At 29.2% G+C, this 19,451-nt stretch carries 20 protein-coding genes and 4 tRNA genes; 3 read left to right on the top strand and 21 right to left on the bottom strand.

Features of this window, described 5'->3' with window-relative positions:
- Nucleotides 1–82: 82 nt before the first annotated feature.
- The 4 genes from B2671_RS09725 to B2671_RS09710 form a co-directional block, all read right to left on the bottom strand.
- Nucleotides 83–157: transfer RNA gene (locus B2671_RS09725), tRNA-Thr, on the bottom strand.
- Nucleotides 158–162: 5 nt separating this feature from the next.
- A tRNA-Asp gene (locus B2671_RS09720) sits at nucleotides 163–239 on the bottom strand.
- 13 nt (nucleotides 240–252) lie between these two features.
- Nucleotides 253–328: transfer RNA gene (locus tag B2671_RS09715), tRNA-Val, on the bottom strand.
- A gap of 5 nt (nucleotides 329–333) precedes the next feature.
- Nucleotides 334–408, bottom strand: a tRNA-Glu gene (locus B2671_RS09710).
- Nucleotides 409–677: 269 nt separating this feature from the next.
- On the opposite strand from B2671_RS09710, the gene B2671_RS09705 reads away from it, so the two are divergent.
- Nucleotides 678–1,916, top strand: coding sequence for an NAD(P)/FAD-dependent oxidoreductase (locus B2671_RS09705; protein WP_346870232.1), 1,239 nt, complete (start codon nucleotides 678–680; stop codon nucleotides 1,914–1,916).
- A 165-nt stretch (nucleotides 1,917–2,081) separates the two neighbouring features.
- Here the strand turns inward: B2671_RS09705 and B2671_RS09700 are convergent, their stop codons facing one another.
- The 16 genes from B2671_RS09700 to yedF all read right to left on the bottom strand — a co-directional run bounded on the left by B2671_RS09700 (nucleotide 2,082) and on the right by yedF (nucleotide 16,558).
- Nucleotides 2,082–3,368 carry an adenylosuccinate synthase gene (locus tag B2671_RS09700; RefSeq protein WP_346870231.1) on the bottom strand — a complete coding sequence of 429 codons (1,287 nt, stop codon included), beginning with the start codon at nucleotides 3,366–3,368 and terminating at the stop codon, nucleotides 2,082–2,084.
- A 45-nt stretch (nucleotides 3,369–3,413) separates the two neighbouring features.
- Complete coding sequence (locus B2671_RS09695) at nucleotides 3,414–4,802, bottom strand: NAD(P)/FAD-dependent oxidoreductase (RefSeq protein ID WP_346870230.1); 1,389 nt, start codon at nucleotides 4,800–4,802, stop codon at nucleotides 3,414–3,416.
- 356 nt (nucleotides 4,803–5,158) lie between these two features.
- Nucleotides 5,159–6,115 (bottom strand): 3'-5' exoribonuclease YhaM family protein, encoded by a 957-nt coding sequence (locus tag B2671_RS09690; protein WP_346870229.1) that lies wholly within the window; start codon nucleotides 6,113–6,115, stop codon nucleotides 5,159–5,161.
- 107 nt (nucleotides 6,116–6,222) lie between these two features.
- On the bottom strand, nucleotides 6,223–6,714 hold the full coding sequence (locus B2671_RS09685) for a TM2 domain-containing protein (RefSeq protein WP_346870228.1): 492 nt from the start codon (nucleotides 6,712–6,714) through the stop codon (nucleotides 6,223–6,225).
- A 125-nt stretch (nucleotides 6,715–6,839) separates the two neighbouring features.
- Entirely contained in the window at nucleotides 6,840–8,171 is a 1,332-nt protein-coding gene (locus tag B2671_RS09680) for a replicative DNA helicase (RefSeq protein WP_035131996.1), read from the bottom strand.
- A 196-nt stretch (nucleotides 8,172–8,367) separates the two neighbouring features.
- The gene (gene lonC / locus B2671_RS09675) at nucleotides 8,368–10,200 is read right to left on the bottom strand and encodes a Lon family ATP-dependent protease (protein WP_414632630.1); all 1,833 of its coding nucleotides are present in this window, start codon (nucleotides 10,198–10,200) and stop codon (nucleotides 8,368–8,370) included.
- 118 nt (nucleotides 10,201–10,318) lie between these two features.
- Entirely contained in the window at nucleotides 10,319–10,765 is a 447-nt protein-coding gene (gene rplI / locus B2671_RS09670) for a 50S ribosomal protein L9 (protein WP_346870226.1), read from the bottom strand.
- A 2-nt stretch (nucleotides 10,766–10,767) separates the two neighbouring features.
- On the bottom strand, nucleotides 10,768–12,762 hold the full coding sequence (locus B2671_RS09665) for a DHH family phosphoesterase (protein WP_346870225.1): 1,995 nt from the start codon (nucleotides 12,760–12,762) through the stop codon (nucleotides 10,768–10,770).
- 3 nt (nucleotides 12,763–12,765) lie between these two features.
- Nucleotides 12,766–13,761 carry a DUF2232 domain-containing protein gene (locus B2671_RS09660; RefSeq protein WP_346870224.1) on the bottom strand — a complete coding sequence of 332 codons (996 nt, stop codon included), beginning with the start codon at nucleotides 13,759–13,761 and terminating at the stop codon, nucleotides 12,766–12,768.
- A gap of 12 nt (nucleotides 13,762–13,773) precedes the next feature.
- Nucleotides 13,774–14,091, bottom strand: coding sequence for a MazG-like family protein (locus tag B2671_RS09655; RefSeq protein WP_346870223.1), 318 nt, complete (start codon nucleotides 14,089–14,091; stop codon nucleotides 13,774–13,776).
- Nucleotides 14,092–14,275: 184 nt separating this feature from the next.
- Nucleotides 14,276–14,539 (bottom strand): 30S ribosomal protein S18, encoded by a 264-nt coding sequence (gene rpsR, locus B2671_RS09650; protein WP_035132005.1) that lies wholly within the window; start codon nucleotides 14,537–14,539, stop codon nucleotides 14,276–14,278.
- Between the two features lie 25 nt (nucleotides 14,540–14,564).
- Nucleotides 14,565–15,002, bottom strand: coding sequence for a single-stranded DNA-binding protein (locus B2671_RS09645; protein ID WP_343825207.1), 438 nt, complete (start codon nucleotides 15,000–15,002; stop codon nucleotides 14,565–14,567).
- Nucleotides 15,003–15,011: 9 nt separating this feature from the next.
- On the bottom strand, nucleotides 15,012–15,302 hold the full coding sequence (gene rpsF / locus B2671_RS09640; RefSeq protein WP_035132009.1) for a 30S ribosomal protein S6: 291 nt from the start codon (nucleotides 15,300–15,302) through the stop codon (nucleotides 15,012–15,014).
- A 102-nt stretch (nucleotides 15,303–15,404) separates the two neighbouring features.
- A complete protein-coding gene (locus tag B2671_RS09635) occupies nucleotides 15,405–15,596 on the bottom strand; it encodes a DUF951 domain-containing protein (protein ID WP_346870222.1) in 192 nt (63 codons plus the stop codon).
- Between the two features lie 85 nt (nucleotides 15,597–15,681).
- On the bottom strand, nucleotides 15,682–15,936 hold the full coding sequence (locus tag B2671_RS09630) for a DUF3343 domain-containing protein (RefSeq protein WP_346870221.1): 255 nt from the start codon (nucleotides 15,934–15,936) through the stop codon (nucleotides 15,682–15,684).
- 25 nt (nucleotides 15,937–15,961) lie between these two features.
- Nucleotides 15,962–16,558, bottom strand: coding sequence for a sulfurtransferase-like selenium metabolism protein YedF (gene yedF, locus B2671_RS09625; protein WP_414632631.1), 597 nt, complete (start codon nucleotides 16,556–16,558; stop codon nucleotides 15,962–15,964).
- Nucleotides 16,559–16,826: 268 nt separating this feature from the next.
- Between yedF and B2671_RS09620 the strand changes: the two genes are divergently transcribed.
- Together B2671_RS09620 and yyaC are read left to right on the top strand one after the other, a co-directional pair.
- Complete coding sequence (locus B2671_RS09620; RefSeq protein ID WP_346870219.1) at nucleotides 16,827–17,981, top strand: aminotransferase class V-fold PLP-dependent enzyme; 1,155 nt, start codon at nucleotides 16,827–16,829, stop codon at nucleotides 17,979–17,981.
- 68 nt (nucleotides 17,982–18,049) lie between these two features.
- On the top strand, nucleotides 18,050–18,658 hold the full coding sequence (gene yyaC / locus B2671_RS09615; RefSeq protein ID WP_346870218.1) for a spore protease YyaC: 609 nt from the start codon (nucleotides 18,050–18,052) through the stop codon (nucleotides 18,656–18,658).
- Between the two features lie 286 nt (nucleotides 18,659–18,944).
- Here the strand turns inward: yyaC and B2671_RS09610 are convergent, their stop codons facing one another.
- On the bottom strand, nucleotides 18,945–19,451 hold the full coding sequence (locus B2671_RS09610) for a DUF4446 family protein (RefSeq protein WP_346870217.1): 507 nt from the start codon (nucleotides 19,449–19,451) through the stop codon (nucleotides 18,945–18,947).

Here is a 19,451-nt window from a genome sequence, read left to right as displayed (position 1 = left end):
TTAATTTTTATATATTTAATTATTTTTTACTTATGTATTAATTTTAAAAATAAAAAAAGATTCTGAATTAATTCAGAATCTTTGGAGCTGGCAATAGGAATCGAACCTACAACCTGCTGATTACAAATCAGCTGCTCTACCGTTGAGCCATGCCAGCATAAATGGCGACCCAGAAGGGACTCGAACCCTCGACCTCCGGCGTGACAGGCCGGCACTCTAACCAACTGAGCCACTGGGCCACATTAGATTATGTGGTGGTCGCAACAGGGATCGAACCTGTGACCCCCTGCTTGTAAGGCAGGTGCTCTCCCAGCTGAGCTATGCGACCTAGTATGGTGACTCCTAGGGGAATCGAACCCCTGTTACCACCGTGAAAGGGTGGTGTCTTGACCGCTTGACCAAGGAGCCATATGTCATTTTGCTTTTGTTTTGCCGGGTCATCCGACATTTATTATAATACAAAAATTTTAAACTTTTGTCAACAAAATTTTAAAAATAATTTTTTTTATTTTTTTCTCCAAAATTATATACAGAAAATATGTTATTTATTAGATATATTATAATTTAATAATAAACTTATATTATAGTTTTAATATGTAGTATAATTCTATATACTATAGTTAATATATTAGTTAATATGTTATAAAGTACATTTAAAGGCTTGAGGTGATTTTATTTTGTATCATGACTTAATTATTGTTGGTGGTGGATCTTGTGGCATAGTATCTGCAATTAAAGCAAAAGATTTAAGTATAGACGTAGCTATAATAGATAGTAGCGATAGAGTAGGTAAAAAACTGTTAATTACTGGTAATGGGCGTTGTAATTTAACAAACGAAAAATTATCCTTATCAAGATTTCATAGTGATAATAATAATTTTTTTAAAGATATTATTAATACCTATGATTTAGAATATACCCTTAATTTTTTTAAATCCATAGGAATATACACATGTACCTTAGATTCTGGAAAGATATACCCGTTATCTCTTCAAGCATCCTCCGTGTTAGATATTCTTAGAATGAATTTATCTGAAAGAAATATACCTACTTACATGAGTGAAAAAGTTTTAGATATAGTTAACACAAAGAAGGGTTACTTCGAAATTATTACTTCTTCAACTACTTATACCTGTAAAAAAGTTCTCTTATGTACTGGAGGAAAAAGTTATACTAGAACGGGATCTGATGGCTCTGGTCATAAACTAGCTAAAAACTTTGGCCATAGATTAATAAACTTAACACCTGGTATAGTTCAATTAAAACTAAACTATGATAGACTTAAGGCCATTTCTGGGGTGAAATTTGAAAGCTCTTGTAATATAGAAGTAAATGGTGAAACTAAAAAACAAGAATTTGGCGAAATCTTATTCACAGACTATGGTATATCAGGTCCTCCAATTCTACAGCTTAGTAGAATTGCTTCTAAAGGAATTCTAAGTAAGTCATCAGTTTTTATACATGTAAATTTACTTAATTCAGATTATGACCATATAGTAGATTTTTTTGAAACACACTTTGCAGTGTTTTCATATAGAAGTATTTCAGACAATCTAGTAGGAATTATAAATAAAAAACTTATTCCTATTATATTAAAAGAGTGTGAAATTACTGACATTCACATGCCTACATATTCCCTAGAATATGAATATAGATTTAAACTTTATAAGATTTTATGTGATTGGAAGTTTCAAGTTATTGACACCAACTCTTTTGAAAATGCTCAAGTTACCATAGGTGGAATAGATACTACGGAGGTAAACCCTATAACTTTAGAATCTAAACTAACTCTAGGTCTATACTTTGGTGGTGAAATTTTAGATGTTGATGGTGATTGTGGTGGTTTTAATTTGCAGTGGTGCTGGAGCTCCTCTAGCGCTGCTGTGAACGCCATTTATAATGCACTAAAGGATTAGATTGCATATTAACATAAAAGCTGTTATTCAAGGTAATTTGTGTGATTTTATATACCACTTAATTTAATATTTTTAAAAAATAAAACTGATAAGAAATAAATGTATTTCTTATCAGTTTTAAACTTTGAATTAATTTTTTCTAATCTTTCTTGCAATAACCTACTTTTAAAGATCTGCGATTCTCATAGTTTGATCTCTCTTTGGACCTACTGATATTATAGATATCCTAACACCAGTGAATTCTTCTATTTTTCTTAAGTATATCTTTGCATTTTCTGGAATATCTTCATATTTTCTAGCATCTTTTATACTTTCATCCCATCCATCAAATTCTTCATATACAGGTTCACATTTTGCTAAATCTTCAAGGCTAGCTGGGAAGTAGTCTATTACTTTTCCATCTAACTTATATCCTACACAAACTTTTATTTTATCAAGTCCAGCTAGTGTGTCAATCTTTGTTACTCCAAAACTAGTTAATCCAGAAACTCTAGCAGCACTTTTTAATATAACGAGATCAAGCCAACCACATCTTCTACTTCTTCCTGTAGTAACTCCATACTCAAATCCTTTTTCTCTTATCCAATCTCCAACTTCATTTTCTTGTTCTGTTGGAAAAGGTCCTTTTCCAACTCTAGTTGTATATCCTTTTACAATTCCTACAGCACTATCTATCATAGTTGGTCCTATACCAGAACCTGTACATATACCACCTGCTACTGTATTAGAAGATGTTACATATGGATATGAACCAAAATCTATATCAAGAAGTGTTCCTTGAGCTCCTTCAAATAACACATTTTTATTTGCTTTTATGCTATCAAAAACTCTAACTGATGCATCATCTACAAATGGCTTCATTCTCTTACCATATTCTAAATAGGCCTCGAAAACCTCATCAAAGCTTAGGGCTTCTCCACCATAAATTTTAACTATTAAATCATTTTTAGCTGGAAGATATTCTTGTAATTTTTCTCTTAAAACTTCTGGTTTAATAAGATCACAAACCCTTATTCCACATCTCTCAACTTTGTCAGTATAACAAGGTCCTATTCCTTTTTTAGTAGTACCTATATCGTTCTTTCCTCTAGCTTCTTCCTTAAGAGCATCTAATACCTTATGATAAGGCATTATAACTTGAGCTCTGTCACTTATTATTAATCTCTCTGGAGTTATGTTTTCTCCTAATCCTTTTAAATAATCCATTTCTGTAAATAGAGCTTCTGGATCTACAACCACTCCATTGCCTATTACATTAAGTTTGTCTTTATAAAGTATTCCTGATGGAATTAAATGTAGCTTATACTCCTTTTCTCCCACTACTACAGTATGACCTGCATTATTTCCTCCTTGGAATCTAACAACTACATCTGCACTTTCTGCAAGATAATCAGTCATTTTACCCTTTCCTTCGTCTCCCCATTGAGCTCCTAATACCACAAATGATGACATATTTTACATCTCCTTTTTTTACTCATTAGTAAAATTTACTATAAATTAAACTAGCTTACTATATTTCTCATCTAATATTCTAGCAACATAAACACCACTAGCAGATGCTTGTGATAGTGAATGTGTAACTCCAGACCCATCTCCTAATACATAAAGGCTTTTTACTTTTGTTTCTAAGTTATTATCCACTTCTATATTAGAATTATAAAACTTAACTTCTACACCATATAACAATGTATCTTCATTAGCTGTTCCGGGTGCTATATTATCTAAAGCATATATCATTTCTATTATAGCATCTAATTGACGCTTTGGTATAACTAAGCTTAAATCTCCCGGTGTAGCTTTTAAAGTTGAAATAGTAAAACTTTTACTCATTCTATGATCATTAGTTCTTCTCCCCTGTACTAAATCTCCAAATCTTTGAACTAATACTCCGCCACCTAACATATTGCTAAGTCTTGCTATAGATTCACCATATTCATTACTATTTTTAAATGGCTCTGTAAAATTATTAGTAACTAATAATGCAAAGTTTGTGTTTTCTGTATGAAGTTCTGGATTTGAATAGCTATGTCCATTTACTGTTACTATTCCATTTGTATTTTCACTAACTACCTCACCATGTGGGTTCATGCAAAATGTTCTGACTAAATCTCCATACTTCTTAGTTCTATATACAACTTTACTTTCATATACTTTATCTGTTATGTGTTCAAAAATAGCTGCAGGTAGTTCAACTCTAACACCTATATCTACTCTATTACTTCTACTTTCTATACCTAGCTTAGTACAAACCTTAGATATCCATTTAGATCCCGATCTTCCTGTGGCAACTATTATATCTTTACATCTAAATTCTTCATCCTCAGTTTTCACTATAAATTCTTTACCGTGCTTTTCTATATCCATAACTTCAGTGTTAAACTTCATCTCTATATTATCTTTTATCTTATTATATAAATTACCTAGTATTTTTACATTTCTATCTGTACCAAGATGTCTAACTTTAGCATCTAAAAGATGTAAATCATGTTTTAGTGCCTCAGTCTTTAGTGTACTATCCGCAGTTGAATATAACTTCGCATCACTTCCACCATGATCACATAAAACCTTATCTACATAATACATAAGATCTAAAGCTTCTTGCCTCCCGACATATTTATATAAATCTCCACCAAAGTTATTAGTTATATTATACTTACCATCTGAAAGACTTCCAGCGCCACCATAACCATTCATAATGTCGCAAGATTTACAATGAATACAAGTTTTTATTTTTTTCCCATCTATAGGACATTTTCTTTTTTCTAGGCTATTTCCTTTTTCTATCATTAATACTTTAGCCTTTGAGCCTAAAGCTGTTAATTCATAGGCTGCGAAAACACCACTAGCTCCTGCACCAACAATTATAATATCATAATTTTTATACATGTTAATCACCCCATAAATATATTAACAAAGAGATGTAGTATTTTCAATAAAAAATACGAATATTTTATATAATGTATTCAAAATTCTTCGTAAATATATTTCTTTAGAAATTTATTTTTCCCAATATTTATTTACTCTATCCTAGCATAGAATGCTTTTATTATTTCTTAATAACAAACTTTACATCTCCTAAAATATATTATATAAATGGCTTTATACAATATATTTTGTTAATCTAATATGTATAATTAGCTTTTTATTATAATTAAATTTATTATAATATTATCTTAAACCCTAAAAAGTGTAATACATCCTATAAGAATATATTACACTTTTTATATTTATATTATTCGTATTTATATGAATGATTTGTATATACTTATTCCATCTAAACTATATACTTTTTCAGAGAATTCACCTGGATTTAAATCCTTAGTAGCTTTACGCATATCATACATTCTAGCATCTAATACATCTAAATGATGTAACATTTCTGCTTCAGGTATCATAGGTTTCTTAGGACTTCCATACTCCGGCTCATAGTGATGCGTTAATATCATATGTTGTAATAACATAACTACTTCTTTATCTGCATTGACTTCCATTGCAGCATCCTCAATTAAATCAATTCCTTGTATTATGTGTCCGAGCAACTGGCCTTCCGTACTATATTTAGATACTATTCCTAGCTCACTAGATTCCATCTCCATTATTTTAGCTATATCATGAAGAATTATACCTGAATACAATAAATCTTTATTTAGATAATTATATATACCTAATAATTTTTCTGCTGCATTTAACATAGTAGTTATATGATATAAAAGACCACCTTTAATTGCGTGATGATTGGATTTAGCAGCTGGATAATGCATTAACTTGTAACTTAATTTACCGATAATATTTTCTGTAATATGTTTTATATCTTTATTTTCTATTTTCTCTATATAATCTAATAGAGTTTCAAACATATCTTCAGACTTATAAGGAGCAACTAGTATAAATTCATCTATATTAACATTATCTTCTTCTGTAGCTGGTCTAATTTTCTCTATCTTTAACTGTAATTTCCCTCTATATTCATTTACTACAGCTCTTACTTTTACAAGTATATTATCCTTTATTGAAGCTTCAATGTTTTCATTACATTCCCATAACTTTGCATTTATTTCCCCAGTTGAATCTATTAGCATAAGATCTAAATATTTATTCGTAGTACTATTGTTAGTTATTTTACATTCTGCATTTTTTACTAAGAAAAAACTTTCAATTCTATCCCCTTTGTTAAACTCACCAATTTTCTTATTTTCCATAACTGTTCTCCTTAATCTTTACTTCGTGTACTATATAAGATGAATATTATCAAATCTATTAAAATTATTCAATAATACTTAAAAAAGATATGTTTTACCACATCCTTTTAATTTTGATCTATGGACTTTTTTCTTTTAACAATTCTACCATATTCATCTGTAAAACTATTTATTACTATAGATACTAAATCTACTATAATCCATATGCCAAAACCACCTAGTGTAAGTAACATTAATATTGCAGTTCCTGCTTTTCCAACATAAAATCTATGGAAACCTATAAAACCTAAAAGTATACAAAACACTAATGTTGCTCCCCAACTTTTTTCGCTACAGTTTTTATCCTTAGATTCTAATATAGACCCTTTATCTTTGTCACAATAAAATTCTTTAGACTTAATTATTGTTACTTCTTCATTGTTGTTACTAATATCTCTTATATCTTTCATAATTCCATTATTATACAAGCTTATAATATCATCTTCATGTTCTTCTGTTATAGTAATGTCATCTAATTTCGAATGCTTGTGAAAATATGTCTCTTTTCCATTGTTAAACTTATCATCTATTAATTTATTGTTCTTCATCTCATTTACCATGAGTGATCTCACCTCACATAAAATATAGCTAATATATCTTTATGTAATAAGGCTTTAGTATATGCAATAAAAATAAATGATATTTAATTATACTTTATTACTACTTTCTATGAAATCTCTTTAAATTATTCTGGATGAACTAAGTCTAAGTTTCCAAATTTACTATATTTACCTATCCATGCTAAATTTACGGTTCCAACTTCACCATTTCTATGTTTAGCTAATATACATTCCGCTATGTTCTCGTCTTCTTTTTCTTTGCTATAATAAAATTCTCTATATAAGAACATAACTATATCTGCATCCTGCTCAATAGAACCTGATTCTCTTAAATCTGATAACATAGGACGATGGTCTGCCCTTTGTTCTGGTGCACGGGATAATTGAGATAATGCAATTACTGGACATTTCATTTCTTTAGCTAAAGCTTTTATACTTCTTGATATTTCTGATACTTCCTGTTGTCTATTATCAGAATTGCTTCCTGACATTAATTGAAGATAGTCTATGATAATTAAATCTATTCCATGCTCTATTTTAAGTCTTCTACATTTAGACCTCATCTCCATGACAGAAATACCTGCAGTATCATCTATATATATTCCCGCAGATGCAAGTGGTCCTGAAGCCCTTGCTATATTCTCCCAATCTCTATCGTCTAAATCTCCATTTCTAAGCTTAACCATATCTACATTAGCCTCTGCACAAAGGAGCTTATATGCTAATTGCTCCTTACTCATTTCTAATGAGAATATTGCAACTTTCCTACCATCTCTAATAGCTGCATTTTGAGCTATATTAAGACAAAATGTAGTTTTTCCCATAGATGGTCTAGCTGCTATTAGAACCATATCTCCGCTCTGAAACCCTGAAGTTTTTGCATCTAAATCTTTAAATCCACTAGCTACTCCATTTACTTGACCTTTATTATTAAAAATCTTTTCTATCTCTAAAAATCCTCTTTCCAATACAGTACTCATAGGTTCAAAATCACTAGTACTTCGTTTTTCAGATATATTAAATATATTTTTTTCTGCCAAGTCTATTACTGATTCTACATCATCTTGTTTATTATAGCTATTTTCAATTATTTCTGTTGAGCTTCTAATTAACCTTCTAAGGGTTGATTTATCTTCAACAATTTTTATATAAGAAGATAAATTAGCTGTAGAAGGTACTGAGGTGCTTATCTCCATAATATATGTTACCCCTCCAGCTTGCTCAAGCATATCATTAGATTTTAGATAATCTACCAAGGTTATCATATCTACAGGTATATCTTTATTGTATAAATCTCTAATAGCCTTAAAAATAGTCTTATGAGCATCTTTATAGAAATCTTCAGCTGAAAGAACCTCTGCAGCTTGTGCAATAGCATTCTTATCTATTAACATAGACCCTACTACTGACTGCTCAGCTTCTATATTTTGTGGCATAGTTCTAAGTGAGTCACTCATATTATTACCTCCTGCGATATATTAAAAGAAAACTCCTATATGTACTCTCAAGGAATAAATAATGTAGAAAACATTATTTATTATAAAATCCTTCTCTTTAATTATAATGTAGTTATAAAAAAATCCAAACATTAATTTATAAAATTAAATTAAAACCCTGTATAATCATTTTACAGGGTTTTAATAATTAAAGTATCTAAAATACTAACTCTAGTAGTTCTTCTATTGTTGATACAGCTGTAACTTCTATATTTTTAACATTAGCTGGAACATCTTTCAAGTTATCTTTTGGTATTATTACCTGCCTTATACCTTTTCTTTTTGCTCCATATATTTTTTCAAACACTCCTCCTACTGGTTTTATCTTACCTCTTATTGATATTTCACCAGTAATTGCAATATCCTGTCTTATTGGTTTTTCTAAAATGGCACTTAGAATACATGTTGCTATAGCTGCACCTGCTGATGGTCCATCAATTTTTCCACCACCAATAACATTTACATGAATATCATAATCTCTGATTTCCTTATCAGTAATCTTTCTTATAACAGAGGCTGCATTAAAAACAGAATCTTTTGCCATAGATCCAGCAGTATCATTAAATCTAACAGTTCCTTTACCTTTTTCCTTAGCCTCAAAACTTGAACATTCTATTTCTATAGTTGATCCCAAGAATCCAGATACTCCAAGACCAAAAATCTGTCCAACTTCCTTAGAATCTAAATCACTAATATCTTCATATGGTCTTAATCTATTATTAGATGCTACTTCATTAAAATCAGAAATAGTTATAACCACATCATTTCTATCTTCATTGTTTAATAATACATATCCATATACATCTGCAAGTATATTTACAGCTTTTCTACCTTCTATAGTATATCTACTTATCTCTTTTGCTAAACCATCCTCTAATTTAATATTTAACTTTTTAGCTGCATTTAATACAACTTTTTCTATATCTACAGAAGATAGTGGTTCAAAATAAACTTCTGTACACCTTGATCTTAATGCTGGGTTAATCTCACTTGGCTCTCTAGTAGTAGCACCTATTAGAACGAAATCAGCTGGAGCCCCATTGTCAAATAAATACTTAATATATTTAGGTGTACTTTCATCATCTGGATCATAATATGATGATGAAAATTCAACTCTTTTATCTTCTAAAACTTTTAATAATTTATTTTGAAGAGTATAATCTAATTCACCTATTTCGTCTATAAATAAAACTCCTCCATGTGCTTCTGTAACTAGTCCCGTCTTTGGTTCTGGAGTACCACTTTCAGCTAAATCTCTCTTTGAACCTTGATATATAGGGTCGTGTACTGAACCTAATAAAGGATTTGATATCTCTCTTGGATCCCATCTTAATGTGGTTCCATCTACTTCTACAAATTTTGCATCTTTATCATATGGCGTATGATTTAATTTCTTAACTTCTTCAAGAGCAATCCTAGCTGCCGTAGTCTTACCCACTCCTGGTGGTCCGTATAAAATTATATGTTGTGGATATGGAGATGCCATCTTAGATATTAAAGATTTAATAGCTCTCTCTTGACCAATTATTTCTGAAAAACTATCAGGTCTAAGCATATTCATAATATTTTGAGTTAAGTGCTTTGAATCTAAACATTCAAACTCTGCATATTTCTTTAATGTCTTACTATTCTCTGGTCCTCTTTGTTTCTTTATGATTCCTAATCTTACCTCATCTATATACTTGTCCTGTTTTTCTATAATTTGCTTTTCCACTTCTGCATCTAATTTATTTTGTACATATCTTTTAGCTAAAAGTTCACTTATTTCTAGGCTAGTTTCTTTTAAAACTTCTTCTATATTATTATCACTTGGTGGAATACTAATTCCTTTTCCATTAGTAACTATTTTATTTATGGCATAAAGTTTTCTATACATATCTTTACTATTTAAGTGCTTTTGAACCTTAAACTTTACTGCTCTGCCTCTAATAGTGCCTTCATCTAAAATCTTGTACATAACTTCTTCTAAAACTTCTATTTCTACTTCCATAGTTAATTCTTCTTCTAAGCTAAAATTATTTATTTTATCAACTGAATTTATATTCAAAATTATTAGCATAGAAGGATTTTTATACCTTCTATGCTTTCCTCCCCTCGGTTTTTAAAATCTATTGTTGTTCTTTTATAATAACCTTTATTTTAGTTGATATCTCAGGATATAGTTTTACTTCTACATCATATAATCCCATAGTTTTAATAGTATTGACTACTATTTTTTTCTTATCTATTGTTATGTTTAATTGTTTTTCCATTTCCTGAGAAATATCTTTTGTGGTTATAGCTCCAAATAATCTGCCATTGTCTCCTGACTTAGCATAGATAATTACTTCTTTATCCTTAAGTCCATTTGCAACTTTTTGAGCTTCCTCTATTTCAGCTAATTTCTTCTTTCTATCAGCTTCATTTTTCTTATTTAAAATATGCATGTTAACATCATTTGCTTCTTGCGCTAATTTCTTAGGAAACAAGAAATTCCTTGCATATCCATCGGAAGCATTAACAACCTCTCCTTTTTTTCCAACTGATTTTACATCTTGTAATAAAATAACTTTCATTATTATTCACCCTTCCTTAAGTATTTTTCTATAGCATCATTTAATAATTCTTCTGCCTCATCTTGATTAGAATCTTTAATTCTAGCAGCTGCCATTGTTAAATGTCCTCCACCACCTAAATATTCCAATATCACCTGAACATTTATTTCACCTAAGGATCTTCCACTTATATAAGTGCCCTCTTCTATTTTAGCAATAACAAAGGATGCTTGAATACCTGTAATATTTAGCAATTCATCCGCTGCTTGTGCTGGTAATACAGAATTTGATATTTCTGGTGGACATTTCGCTACAGCTATTCCACTTTTAACCTTTGCAGTTTTTATTATATCTGCTCTTGTTATGTAAATATCCAAAGCTTCACTAAAAATTCTTTTTACATCTACAGTATCAGCACCTAATCTTCTTAAAAATGCTGCTGCCTCAAAGGTTCTAACTCCAGTTTTAAAACAGAAATTCTTAGTATCTAGACAAATACCTGCTAATAGAGCTACAGCTTCTACTTCTCTCAATTTTGGCTTTTCAACCATATACTGAATTAATTCTGTTATTAATTCAGATGTTGATGATGCATAGGTTTCCACATAACTTAGCATTGTACCTTGTATAAAGTCTTTTGTTTTCCTATGATGATCTATAATTACTATTCTACTGAAGTAATCTACTACCTCCATCGAAAGTACGTAACTCTCATTATGAACATCAACTAATATTAATAAACTTTTATCGTTTTTTAAATTTTTAACTGCATTTATATTTATAAATGTATCTTTATAGTTATCATCATCATCTAATCTGTCCAACATATACTGCACAGCATCATGAGGCTCATCCATAACTATATAACATTCCTTATTTAAAGAACGTATGGTACTATACATTCCTATTGCTGCTCCCAAGCAATCCATATCTGGATTGTGATGTCCCATTATAATTACATTGCTACTTTCATTTATCAGTTCTAAAAGTGCATGACCAATTACCCTAGCTCTAACCTTAGTCCTTTTTTCAACTTCTTTAGTTTTTCCACCATAAAAAGATACTTTTTCAAAGCTCTTGACTACACATTGATCTCCACCTCTTCCAAGAGCCAAATCCTTTGCTATAGTGGCAAATTCATGATTTTGAGCTGGATTTTCTCCACCTCTACCCACTCCAATGCTTAGAGTAACTGTAAGTTTATTTCCACTGCTTACTTCTCTAATTGTATCTAGTATATCAAATTTTTTATTCATCTCAGTTTCTATATTAACATCTTTAGTAGTTAATACATATTTATTTGATGAATATTTTCTTATTAACGCTTTTAGGCTATTAGCATAGTTATTTATAGTTCTATCTATGTCTGCTATAAGCTGTGGTCTTAAATCTTCTTCTGTAGTCTTAATAACCTCATCAAGATTATCTACCTCTATGAGCATTACACTTTCTTTAGCATTATTAATTTGATTTATCAAATTAACATTATCTGTAATATCATCAAAAGAAATTACTATAAGATTATTATCTTCATTAATTTCATAATCTTGAATAATACTTATATAAATATCATAAATTCTATCCTTAAAAACAACATTTTTATACTCTGATCTTTTTCCTTCTAATGCTAATTTTATATTGAACTCTTTAATTATTTCTTTTATATTTTTACCTACTATATCATTATTTTCTAATCTTAAAGCTAAACTTTCGTTATACCATATTACCTCTCCATTTTCTAATAAAAACATAGTTGGAAAATGCACCTTAGAAAATGCCGTAGACTTAACAGTATCAACCTTGTGTATTATATTTTCAATTTTGTTAGAAAAATTATCTTTCTTGCTATTATCAAATATAATATACAAAAGAGCGGCTGCATATATTAGAAGTAGTATATTTGAAACAATTAACATATCCTTTATAAAAAACACTACTAATAATATAACTAAAATAGTTATAACTATTTTACTTTTTATAAAATTAAATAGCATTTCTTTAAAATTCTCTTTACTCATATATTACGCCTTTCTGATTCTATATGGATCCAGCTTTCTAAAATCTAACATCATTTCTACAAAGCCTACTATTCCTAAAATTTTTGATGATCCTATTATAAACAAAAGAACTACTAAAAGTATTCTCATTGCCTTGGGCATTCCTAGTTTCTTTCTAAAATAATAATCAGTTACAGCTGCTCCGTTCACAGCTAATATCATAATTGTTAACATTAAAATAGCATTATATAAAAATAAGCCACCTGTAATCCCCCTACTTCCTACTATTGCACATATGCTAATAATAGCAATTAATGTAGCTCCAACTAGATTAGATACATAAAACTCTGAAAACCTTAAGTATTTTATTTCTTTATATTTAAGTTTTCTAAATACTAAATGTGTAAATAATATTGTTGTATATCCTTGTATAAAGGAAGCTATAAATAATACAGTTGGTATCAACATAGCTAAGAGCTCAACTGTAAAGATAGATTCTATATGTTCAAACATTTGTAGTTGAGTAGCATTCATACCCATGTTGCTATAAATTTTTTTAGTTTGAGTTATATATTCCTTAAATTCATGTATATATGTATTCAATTTCTCATTAATAAATTGAATTATACTTATATTGCTAACAAGCCTACTAGTTAACCATACCTCAACCAGCATTGATATTATACATGCTATAATCAAGGCTATTAATATATTATATGGTTTCTTTTGATTTTTTAAGCAATAACCCAAGACCACACCTATTATCCCATAAGACATACCTGAAGTTATAGCCAAAATAGGATTCAGAAATATAGCTACTAATATTGTGCTTATTAATGCAGCTCCTATTGAATATTTCATTCCATTCCTATAATAAATAAGAGCTACTAAAATCGGCAACAATATTAAACCTATTATATAAAATAACAAAATGTATGATGCACTAATGCTTATTATAGTTATAATACCTGCCACCAACGCAGCTTCTACCAAACTTTTTGTATTAATCTTTTGTTCCATAACATCCTCCTTCTAATTCCTTTCTCTTATATGGTCATAAAGCTTACTAAGCTCTTTCCCATTTTTCTCAAGAGGATCACCTTCTACTATACCAACCTTTAATTTTTTCTTCATAGTTTCATCAATTGCTAAATGAGAATATCCTAATTTTTCTGCTAAAATATATAATATTATTATTGCTCCTGATATACAATCTAAAATTGCATCTTGCGCTATATTACTCCCTTTACTTAATAATTTAAAAAAATCACCTACAATACAAATTAATTCTGCCTTTAGTCCTTCTATTATCTTTATATTGGACATAATATTAAATTCTTCTCGTCTCATAAGAATCATCCTTTCTTTAGGCTATAAGTCTATTGTAAATTTTTTTTAATATTTATGCAACATGATTATAGGTATATTTACCTTTATTTCACAGTTATTCTGAGATTAAAATAAAAAACTAGTGAATAACAACGATTCACTAGTTTTTATTAATTATATGTTTGTTTTACCAAATAAATTATTACTATTCAGTTGTGAATGGTAATAATGCTATGTTTCTAGCTCTCTTAATAGCTACAGTTAGCATTCTTTGGTGTTTAGCACAGTTTCCAGAAATTCTTCTTGGTAAAATTTTACCCTTTTCTGTAACGTACTTTCTTAATTTATTGATATCTTTATAATCTATAGAAGTTGCTTTATCCATACAAAAAGCACAAACTTTTCTCTTAGCTCTTTTTCTATTTCCGCCTTTTCTTCTATCATTCTTATCGTTTCTATCATAAGCCATCGCTCTTTACCTCCTTACCTAATTATTAAAATGGCATATCCTCACCATCATCAATCGGAGTCATATCTCCTCCACCAAAGTAATCTGTTGGTATTGATGAATCATTGTGAGAAGCAGCTCCAGTATTCATTCCTGATGTTTTATTGCCACCCCATTCAAGGAAACTTACTTCATCAGCTACTACTTCAGTAACATATCTTCTTCCACCGTCTTTAGCTTCATAAGAACGAGTTTCAATTCTACCAGCTACACTTAAAAGTTTACCTTTACTCATGTAATTAGCAGTACTTTCAGCCTGTTTACCCCATACTACTACAGGTATAAAATCCGCATCCGGTTGACCTTCCTTCTTAAATCTTCTATTAACAGCAATTGTAAATGTGGCTACAGCTGTACCTGTACCTGGAGTAAATTTTAACTCTGGGTCTTTGGTTAATCTTCCGATTAAAACAACCTTATTCATTAATACCACCTACTTGCTTTCTGGATTGATTATAATATGTCTTATAACACCATCTGTAATTCTGAATACTCTGTCTAATTCTTTAGGTAATTCAGCGTCAGCTTTGAAGTTGATTAATGTGTATACACCCTCGTTAACTTTAGCGATTTCATAAGCTAGCTTTCTTCTACCCCAAACGTCAACGCTTTCAACTTCTCCACCATTGTTCTCTATTACACCTTTAAATTTTTCAACGTTAGCTTTAACAGCCTCCTCGTCTAATGATGGGTGTAATATGAATATAGTTTCATATGCTCTCATTAGTTTCACCTCCTCCCCCCGGACTAACGGCTGTGATTTTCACAGCAGGGATTACATCATCAAATTATATCATAGTAAAACTATCAAGTCAATATTGTTATCTTATTTTTCCTCATTCTTAACAACTTTCTTTACACTCTTTTCAAATTTACTTCTAGGAATCATAACAATTCTATCACATCCGGTGCATCTAATTTTTATATCTGCACCCATTCTAATTATTTCCCACTTATTACTACCACATGGATGTGTTTTTTTAGTTTCTACAATATCATTTAATTCAAATTCTTTCATATTTTTCTCCTATATCATTGTTTCCAAATATTTATATCAATAAACTATATTATTTTATACTTATTTTTTGCCATTTCATATTATGTTAGTCAATATTTAATTCTATTAACTTACTATCAATAAATTGATAAATAGTTTTGAATTCCATCTTTTTATCTTTTATTATCTCTTTTAAGCTATCTACAATACCAATATCCGCTTTTAAGCTTATTCCACAACTTTTTGTTATATATGTCGGTGTTGGCATCATAGTAACCTTAAGCTTTTCGTTAATACATACTGATTCAGCTTTCATAGCTTCATGAGTATTATTAAAAGTTACAATTAAAAATTCTTTCATTTCGTATATCTCCTAGCACTATTTCTTATAACTTTATAGTTTTTCCTTTATTCATCATTTCAATTATTGCATACATATTACTAATTTCTCCAACTGCAAGATTTTCCTTTAATCCATAAAAATCTAAACAAAGACCACAGCTTTGTACATTTACACCTCTTTCTACTAATCTTTTTAAACTATCAAGAGTAAGTGCTCCTTCAACCACTAACTTTACTCCTGCATTTAAAAATACTAAATTGGTTGGTATAACTTCTGCCTCTGAAAGTGCAAATAAATAACTCTTTATAAGAGCTATTCCAAGTTTATCATCTCCATTTCCCAATTTATCTGAACCTACAACAATAGTAAAAGTCTCTTCTTTTTCTTTAGAATTTTTTAGATTTAATTCTTCTACTGTAACTTCTCCCTTTGTAATTGTTATATAGTATAGATTCCCTTCTCTTTCTTCTATTTCATAGTTAAATCCATTTCCTTGAGCAAATTTAGCCACATTATTTTTGGCAACCTCATTATCTACAACAGTTACTCCTACACCACTTTCTAAAGCATCAAAATATTTTTTTGTATTTACTACCGGAATTGGGCAATTTAATCCTCTGCAGTCAATTTTATTTCTAATATTTTCCATAAAATTCTCCCCCTATTAAATATTATTTGATAATAATATTTAGTTAATATCTATTAATTAATATGTTTTATTTAATATAATATTGTATATATTTATTATATTGTTGTATTATTGTGTTATAACGACTTACTATAATACAACCTTTATTAACATACTAATTATATCAAATCTATACAATATATCATATCTAAATTTATAATATATAAATTTTACCTATTATATATCTAAATATGATAAATTCAACCTAGGAGGTAATACTATGCAAATTTATGCAGATAATGCAGCTACATCTTTTCCTAAACCAGATTGTGTTTATAATGATATACTAAATTATATGAGAAATATAGGCGGTAATCCTGGAAGAGGCGCATCTACTTCATCTCTAAAAGGAAATAAAGTTATATTCCAATGTAGAAATGCTTTATGTGATTTTTTTAATTTTCCTAATACTAAAAATGTAATATTTACATCTAATATTACTATGTCGTTAAATATTTTAATTAAAGGTATAGTTAAACCTGGATGGCATGTTATAACATCTTCTATGGATCATAACAGTACTCTTAGAACATTAAATGAATTAAAATCTAAAGGAATAATTGAATTAGACATAATTCAATGTAATAAATTAGGTGAAATTAATATTGATGATTTTCAAAGTAAAATCAAGCATAATACTAAACTTGTGACCCTTTCTCATAGTTCTAATATAATTGGTACTATTCAACCTCTAGAAAAAATTGGACAAATTTGCAAGCGAAGTAATATATTTTTCATCATAGATACTGCTCAAACAGCTGGGGTTCTTGATTTAAATTTTAAAAAGTTAAACTGCAATGCTTTAGCCTTTACTGGACATAAAAGTTTATTAGGTCCTCAAGGTATAGGTGGCTTTATCATAGATGATGAAATGAATGATATTTGTTCTTCATTAATTGTTGGTGGTACAGGAAGTGTTTCCTCAGACATAATTCAACCCAACTTCTTACCTGACAAATTTGAAAGTGGTACTATTAATGCACCTGGTATTGCAGGTCTTCTATCTGGAATAACCTTTATCGAAAACGAAGGATTGTCTACAATTAAAGATCATGAAGATTATCTAACACAAAAGTTCATTGATGGTATATTAAATATCTCTACAATGAAAGTTTATGGACATCTGAATACTGAAAATAGAACTTCAACTATATCTGTAAACTCTTCTAAAATTGATAATAGTGAACTTGGATTTATTCTTGACTCTGAATATAATATTATAACTAGAACTGGTCTCCATTGTGCTCCATTAGCTCATAAAACTATTGGAACATATCCTAATGGAACTTTACGTTTTAGTTTTGGATATTTTAACGATGATAAAGATGTAGATTATATCTTGTGTAGTATAAATTCTTCCATTAAAAAATTGTAATGAATTAATAATAAATGTATTAAATTTATCTATATGGTAATACTTTCTAATATAGGAGGGTGTTACTCATGGTTGAAAAAGTTATTTTCGATGCTTTATCTGATAATTCTATATATGATATAAGAGAAATTCTTTCAGCAGAACTAACCAAAGTAATTAAAGATAATAGAGATATTGTTATTTTATGCATAGGTACAGACAGATCTACAGGTGATAGTTTAGGTCCACTTGTAGGTTATAAACTCAAATTTTTAGTTAGAGATACGGTGTTTATCTATGGAAGTCTAGAAAACCCTGTGCATGCAAAAAATATTTCTGAAACCAATGATTTAATACTTAAGAGTCATAATGATCCATATATAATAGCTATAGATGCTTCTCTTGGAGGCCTTCAAAATGTAGGTAAAGTTATAATTGAATCTAAACCTCTGTATCCTGGAGCTGCTCTAAATAAAAATTTACCTTCTGTTGGTGATTTAAGTATTGTTGGAATTGTTAATATATCTGGCTCTTTAGAATTTATGGTACTTCAAAATACTCGATTATATATTGTAATGAAATTAGCTGAAGTAATCTCCTCAGGGATATACCATTCTATAATAAAAACTATAGGTGGACGTAAATCTTCCTCCAAGGTTAACAATAAATATATTCCTAAAGTTTTAGATGCAGACTAGAACTTACAAGAAGAGATAATAAATGTTTCACGTGAAACATTTATTATCTCTTCTTACTTGTTTAATATATAAATACTTCATTTTATGCTAAACTTAATTTTCCACTTCGATTTAATTAACTGTTCTACCTAAAATGAATTATTCTTATTTGCATTACTTTATATCAATTTAAAAAACATAAGTTATAATCTTGTTACTTTACTTTTTATATCCAATTACCACAATATCCTATACTTAATACTAAATATAGATGTAACAAAATAGATGNNCATCTATTTTGTTACATCTATTCCTTATTAGTATTGATAGCTTGATGCAGAACATTGTTTTCTTCCTGCGATAAATCATATCTAGATATCCCATCATCAATAGGTTTTGCATATGTAATACTTTCATTTCTTGAATAAATACTAGTTATTATTACACCGTTATTTCTTCCATCTAACAGAGCAATGGAGTAGCTTAAATCACTTCCAATATCCTCAAAAGCTTTATATCTTTGCATTGCAACCTTTTGAACACAAGATAAAACTTTATTAGATGTTTTATTACACATATCCTTAACTTCATTTGTTATTTCTTCCATATTGTCAATTTTATCTAATGAACTTACTAATAATTCTTCTAAATTTTTATTATTAGTCCCCTTCATAATTTTTCTATATTTGTCTTTCATCTTACTTGTTGATAATAGTGATATTATCAAAATAATCATTAATATGAATACTAATATTATTAACCCTATAGTTATAAATACATTATATTCATTGAGAAATTCTATAATTTGTTCCAA

The sequence above is a fragment of the Clostridium sp. UBA5119 genome (assembly GCF_002414285.1).
Taxonomy (GTDB): domain Bacteria; phylum Bacillota; class Clostridia; order Clostridiales; family Clostridiaceae; genus Clostridium_J; species Clostridium_J sulfidigenes.
The sequence above is the reverse complement of the archived record's forward strand: the minus strand, read 5'-3'. Positions and strand labels throughout refer to the sequence as shown.

Excerpts from the sequence above, each read along its gene's own strand:
- yyaC (WP_346870218.1), top strand. The coding sequence starts at position 18,050 with ATGGTTGAAAAAGTTATTTTCGATGCTTTATCTGATAATTCTATATAT.
- rpsR (WP_035132005.1), bottom strand. The coding sequence starts at position 14,539 with ATGGCTTATGATAGAAACGATAAGAATGATAGAAGAAAAGGCGGAAAT.
- rplI (WP_346870226.1), bottom strand. The coding sequence starts at position 10,765 with ATGAAAGTTATTTTATTACAAGATGTAAAATCAGTTGGAAAAAAAGGA.
- B2671_RS09680 (WP_035131996.1), bottom strand. The coding sequence starts at position 8,171 with ATGAGTGACTCACTTAGAACTATGCCACAAAATATAGAAGCTGAGCAG.
- B2671_RS09655 (WP_346870223.1), bottom strand. The coding sequence starts at position 14,091 with ATGAGACGAGAAGAATTTAATATTATGTCCAATATAAAGATAATAGAA.
- B2671_RS09645 (WP_343825207.1), bottom strand. The coding sequence starts at position 15,002 with ATGAATAAGGTTGTTTTAATCGGAAGATTAACCAAAGACCCAGAGTTA.
- lonC (WP_414632630.1), bottom strand. The coding sequence starts at position 10,200 with ATGGAAGTAGAAATAGAAGTTTTAGAAGAAGTTATGTACAAGATTTTA.
- B2671_RS09660 (WP_346870224.1), bottom strand. The coding sequence starts at position 13,761 with ATGGAACAAAAGATTAATACAAAAAGTTTGGTAGAAGCTGCGTTGGTG.
- B2671_RS09695 (WP_346870230.1), bottom strand. The coding sequence starts at position 4,802 with ATGTATAAAAATTATGATATTATAATTGTTGGTGCAGGAGCTAGTGGT.
- B2671_RS09690 (WP_346870229.1), bottom strand. The coding sequence starts at position 6,115 with ATGGAAAATAAGAAAATTGGTGAGTTTAACAAAGGGGATAGAATTGAA.
- B2671_RS09700 (WP_346870231.1), bottom strand. The coding sequence starts at position 3,368 with ATGTCATCATTTGTGGTATTAGGAGCTCAATGGGGAGACGAAGGAAAG.
- B2671_RS09685 (WP_346870228.1), bottom strand. The coding sequence starts at position 6,714 with ATGGTAAATGAGATGAAGAACAATAAATTAATAGATGATAAGTTTAAC.
- B2671_RS09665 (WP_346870225.1), bottom strand. The coding sequence starts at position 12,762 with ATGAGTAAAGAGAATTTTAAAGAAATGCTATTTAATTTTATAAAAAGT.
- B2671_RS09630 (WP_346870221.1), bottom strand. The coding sequence starts at position 15,936 with ATGAAAGAATTTTTAATTGTAACTTTTAATAATACTCATGAAGCTATG.
- rpsF (WP_035132009.1), bottom strand. The coding sequence starts at position 15,302 with ATGAGAGCATATGAAACTATATTCATATTACACCCATCATTAGACGAG.
- B2671_RS09620 (WP_346870219.1), top strand. The coding sequence starts at position 16,827 with ATGCAAATTTATGCAGATAATGCAGCTACATCTTTTCCTAAACCAGAT.
- B2671_RS09635 (WP_346870222.1), bottom strand. The coding sequence starts at position 15,596 with ATGAAAGAATTTGAATTAAATGATATTGTAGAAACTAAAAAAACACAT.